The organism is Nocardiopsis protaetiae (assembly GCF_045446735.1).
Taxonomy (GTDB): domain Bacteria; phylum Actinomycetota; class Actinomycetes; order Streptosporangiales; family Streptosporangiaceae; genus Nocardiopsis; species Nocardiopsis protaetiae.
In genome coordinates this window covers 1-3,939 of the sequence record NZ_JBJJBV010000426.1, presented here as the reverse complement: position 1 = coordinate 3,939, position 3,939 = coordinate 1, and the positions used below count along the sequence as shown (strand labels likewise).

Below are 3,939 nucleotides of genomic sequence, written 5' to 3'. Positions count from 1 at the left end.
GTGCAGGGCGTGGGGGCGGGGTAGCGGAGGTCGGGGCGTGGGGGCAGGGCGGGGAGGGGAGAGGAGGGGAGGAGGGGAGGTCAGGGGGCGGGGTCGGCCGCCGCGGACTCCGCGGCAGGCTCCGGGTCGGGTTCGGCCTCGTACCCCCGCACCGGGATGAACAGCCCCACAACGGTGCCCAGGCCACAGGCCGCGACCCCGGCCCACAGCGCGGCGTCCACGCCCGCGGCCGACGGGTAGGGCACACCGGCCACGGTGACCGTCAGCGAGGCGAACAGCAGCGCGAGCACCGCACTGGCCGAAGAGGTGCCCAGGGAGCGGACCAGCGAGTTGATCCCGTTGGCGGAGGCGGTCGCGCCGCGGGGCACCGCGCTCATGATGAGGACCGGCATGGCCGCGAAGGAGATGGCGGTGCCCACACTGACCAGGGTGCTCCCCAGCACCGCGTTGGCCAGGGAACCGGGGAGCAGTACCCGGCCCAGGTAGGTCAGCCCCATGACGACCAGCCCGACCAGCAGGGTCGGCCGGCCTCCCCACCGGTTGAGCATGCGACCGGCCACCGGGGAGAACACCAGCATCATCAGCCCGCTCGGCACCATGAGGAGCCCCGCGGTGACCACCGGCAGGGCCAGGCCGTACCCGGTGCCGGTCGGCACCTGGAGCTCCTGGGTGAGGACCAGGCCGTTGAGGAACATCGCGAACCCGGCGAAGTACGACGCGATGTTGGTCAGCAGCACCGGCGGCAGCACCGCCGTGCGCAGGTCCACCATGGGCGCTCGGGTCTTGAGCTGGAGCGGGATCCACAGGGCAAGGAAGAGGACCGACACCCCGCTCAGGACGAGCACCCGCGGACCGCCCCACCCCCAGGCGGCGCCCTTGGACAGCACCAGCAGTAGGCAGACCAGGATCACGGACAGCACCAGGGCGCCCAGGACGTCGAAGCGGCCGGGGGAGCGCTGGGATGACTCGGCCACCGACAGCCGGATGAGCACGATGAGGGCGATGCCCACGGCGGCGGTGGACCAGAACAGGGACGTCCACCCGAACGCGCCGTAGAGCACCCCCGACAGCGGGAGTCCGAGCGCGCCGCCGATGCCCAGGGTCGCGCTCATCAGGGCGATGCCTCCGGCCAGCCTCTCCCGGGGCAGCTGCTCGCGCATGATGCTGATGCCCACAGGGATGAGGGAGGTCCCGAATCCCTGGAGGGCGCGTCCGACCAGCAGCGGTATGAAGCTTCCGCCCAGTGCTGCGTTTTCGCCCAGTGTCGAGCTTCCGCCCAGCGCTGCGCTTCCGCCCAGTGCTGCGATGAGGGACCCGGTTGTCATCACCGCGAGCGAGACCAGCAGCATGCGGCGCTTGCCGTACATGTCGGCCATGCGGGTGACGATCGGGGTGGCCACGGCGCCGGTCAGCAGGGTGGCGGTGACCAGCCAGGAGGCGTCGTCGGCGGAGACGCCCAGGATCTCGGGCAGGTCGGGGAGCAGCGGGATGACCAGGGTCTGCTGGAGGGCGACGATCATGCCGCAGAGGGTGAGGACGCCGGTGGTGAACCAGGCGGGCATCCGCGGGGCGGATGACATGGGACCTCCGGGGAGGGGGTGGGGCGGACCGGGGTGTCCGGGGTATCCGGGGTGTCCACCGCCAAGGTAAACACTGTTCAATCCCGATGGCACGCTCCGGCGTCCGATCGTGGCGTGGATCACTTTGGGCCTGGGGGCTGGGGGGCTGGAGGGCTGGGGGCCTGGGAGACCCTGGGAGGTCCGGGACGCCGGGGGCACCGGGGGCAGCGGGAGATCACGTACGCGCGGATACGTCGCACGCTGTACGCCGTGTCGTCGCTTCCGGCGCATATTGGCCGCATCGGGGAGGGGTTGGGGTGGGGGTTGTGGTTTTTCCTCCCGACACCCCCTGTGTCTGGGGAGGGCAATGAGGGCGGGGGTTACTACGCCAGGTGTCTGGGCTTTCAAGCGAGGTCTGTGCAACCGCGGCTTCACAGTCGGGGCGTCTTTCCGTGGACCTGTGTGGTCGGGGGTGTGCGCTGTGCCCCGACCCGTCCCCTGGAAAAACCCCCACCACCGGGGACGTGCAGGAGACGCGTACGTCTTTTTGGTCTGCCGGGCGTCGTACCGTGGGGACGGCTCCGCGCCCAGCCCGGGTCTGTACGTTCCCAAGGGGTGACCCGTGGAGACCAACGCGACCGTGTGCGGACCTTCAGACCGCCCTCCGCAGATGGCGGGGGTTTTGGAAACCTGCTCTTGCTGTCTCACCCCCTGGGGCCGGGGTCCCGTCCCGCTCTACCGACACCCCCCGGGGCCGGGGTGGGAAGCCTCCTGCGGCCGTCACCCTCTGTGGTGGGGGAGGCACAACGCACTCCGGCTGTGGCTGGGGTCCCGGGAAGGTGGGCAACCCCCTGGGACCGGGGCGGGAGGCCGCGTGTAGCCGTCACCCCTTGCGGCGGGGGTGGCCGGGCTGGGACTGAGGCCTCGGGGAAGGTGGGCAACCCCCCGGGGCCAGGGCGGGAGGCCGCGTGTGGCCGTCACCCCTTGCGGCGGGGGTGGCCGGGCTGGGGCTGAGGACCCCAGGTCGGGTGGGTAACCCCCTGGGGTCGGGGCGGGAGGCCTCGTGTGGCCGTCACTCTCTGTGGCAGGGGTGGCCGGGCTGGGCTGAGGTTCCGGGGAAGGTGGGTAACCCCCTGGGGTCGGGTGGGGGGCCGCGTGCTGCTGCCACTTTCTGCGGTGCTGGACGTCGACCTCCGGATGCTCTTCCCGCCGTCCACGGTGGTCGTGTTCGCTCAGTGGGGCAGCGAGCGCACGACCTCCAGGTCGTCGGGGGTCGCCTTGAGCAGGGCGTCGTCGAAGTCGTGGTGGCGTTCGACGTACCTGGCCACATAGGGGCAGACGGGGACGATGCCCAGGCCCAGGGAGCGGGTCTCCGCCAGGGCCTCGGCGACCAGTGTGCCCGCCAGCCCGCGCCCGGAGAAGCGCTCGTCGATCTCGGTGTGGTAGAAGATGCGCCGCCGGTCGTCGGCGTCCACGAACTTCGTGAACCCCGCGATCTCCCCGTCGACGCTGATCGTGTACCGGTCCGCGGCTTCGGCCACCGTGGCCTTCTCGTCCGTCATGGGCCCATCATGCCCGCATCCGCCCCTTCGATCCCGGGCGGCGCGCTGGATCGGGGATTCCTCTGCGGAACCGAGCATTTGCGCTATTTCGCCGGGCTCGTGCCGTGGTCCTCTTCTCTTGAACGAGGGGAGCGGCGATGCGGATGGCGCCAGGTGTCACGGCGGCCGGGGAAAGGCTCGACTTCGCCGAGGGACTGCTCGGCCTGTACGACGAGGACGACCCGCGGCGCGCGCTGTGGAACGGCCGCCTGGAACGGGCCCGGCAGCGCCTCGCCGAGCGCCGCTACTACCTCGCCGTCCTGGGCGAGTTCAGCAGCGGCAAGAGCACGTTCATCAACGCGCTCCTGGAGGCCGAGCTGCTGGCCTCCGCCGTCAAGGAGACCACCGCAGCGGTCGTGCGCATCGCCTACGGCCGACGCTTCACGCTGCGGATCGACTTCCGGGACGGGGAACGCTGGGAGGGGGAGGGACCGGTCGGGGAAGGACGGCTCCGGCCGGTCCGGCCCTCCGGCGGGGACGGCCCCCGCGACACCGGAGAGGTCAAGCGGGCACTGGACGCCATGGAGCTGCGCGAGGTCCTGCGTACCGCCATGACCGACACCTTGGTCACCCCGCTCATCGAAACCGTGCACGTCACCTTCCCCTCACCCCTGCTGGCCAGCGGTCTCGTGATCATCGACACCCCTGGCAGCGACTCCAACCACGGCTACGCGGGCCTGACCCGCGCGGCGATCGCCGAGGCCGACGCGGCCGTCATCGTGAGCCAGCAGAGCCACATCCTGCCCGCGAGCCAGGTCGAGTTCCTCACCGAGGAACTC

Annotated in this window: 3 protein-coding genes; 1 reads left to right on the top strand and 2 read right to left on the bottom strand. The window is 71.3% G+C overall.

Annotation, left to right across the window (positions count from 1 at the left end; translation table 11 throughout):
- Positions 1–80: 80 nt before the first annotated feature.
- Both ACJOT3_RS33275 and ACJOT3_RS33270 read right to left on the bottom strand, forming a co-directional pair.
- On the bottom strand, positions 81–1,580 hold the full coding sequence (locus tag ACJOT3_RS33275) for an MFS transporter (protein ID WP_406977107.1): 1,500 nt from the start codon (positions 1,578–1,580) through the stop codon (positions 81–83).
- Positions 1,581–2,791: 1,211 nt separating this feature from the next.
- The gene (locus ACJOT3_RS33270) at positions 2,792–3,121 is read right to left on the bottom strand and encodes a GNAT family N-acetyltransferase (protein ID WP_406977106.1); all 330 of its coding nucleotides are present in this window, start codon (positions 3,119–3,121) and stop codon (positions 2,792–2,794) included.
- Between the two features lie 137 nt (positions 3,122–3,258).
- Here ACJOT3_RS33270 and ACJOT3_RS33265 point away from each other — a divergent pair.
- Positions 3,259–3,939, top strand: a 681-nt coding sequence (locus ACJOT3_RS33265) for a dynamin family protein (protein WP_406977105.1), incomplete at its 3' end; no start/stop codon positions are given.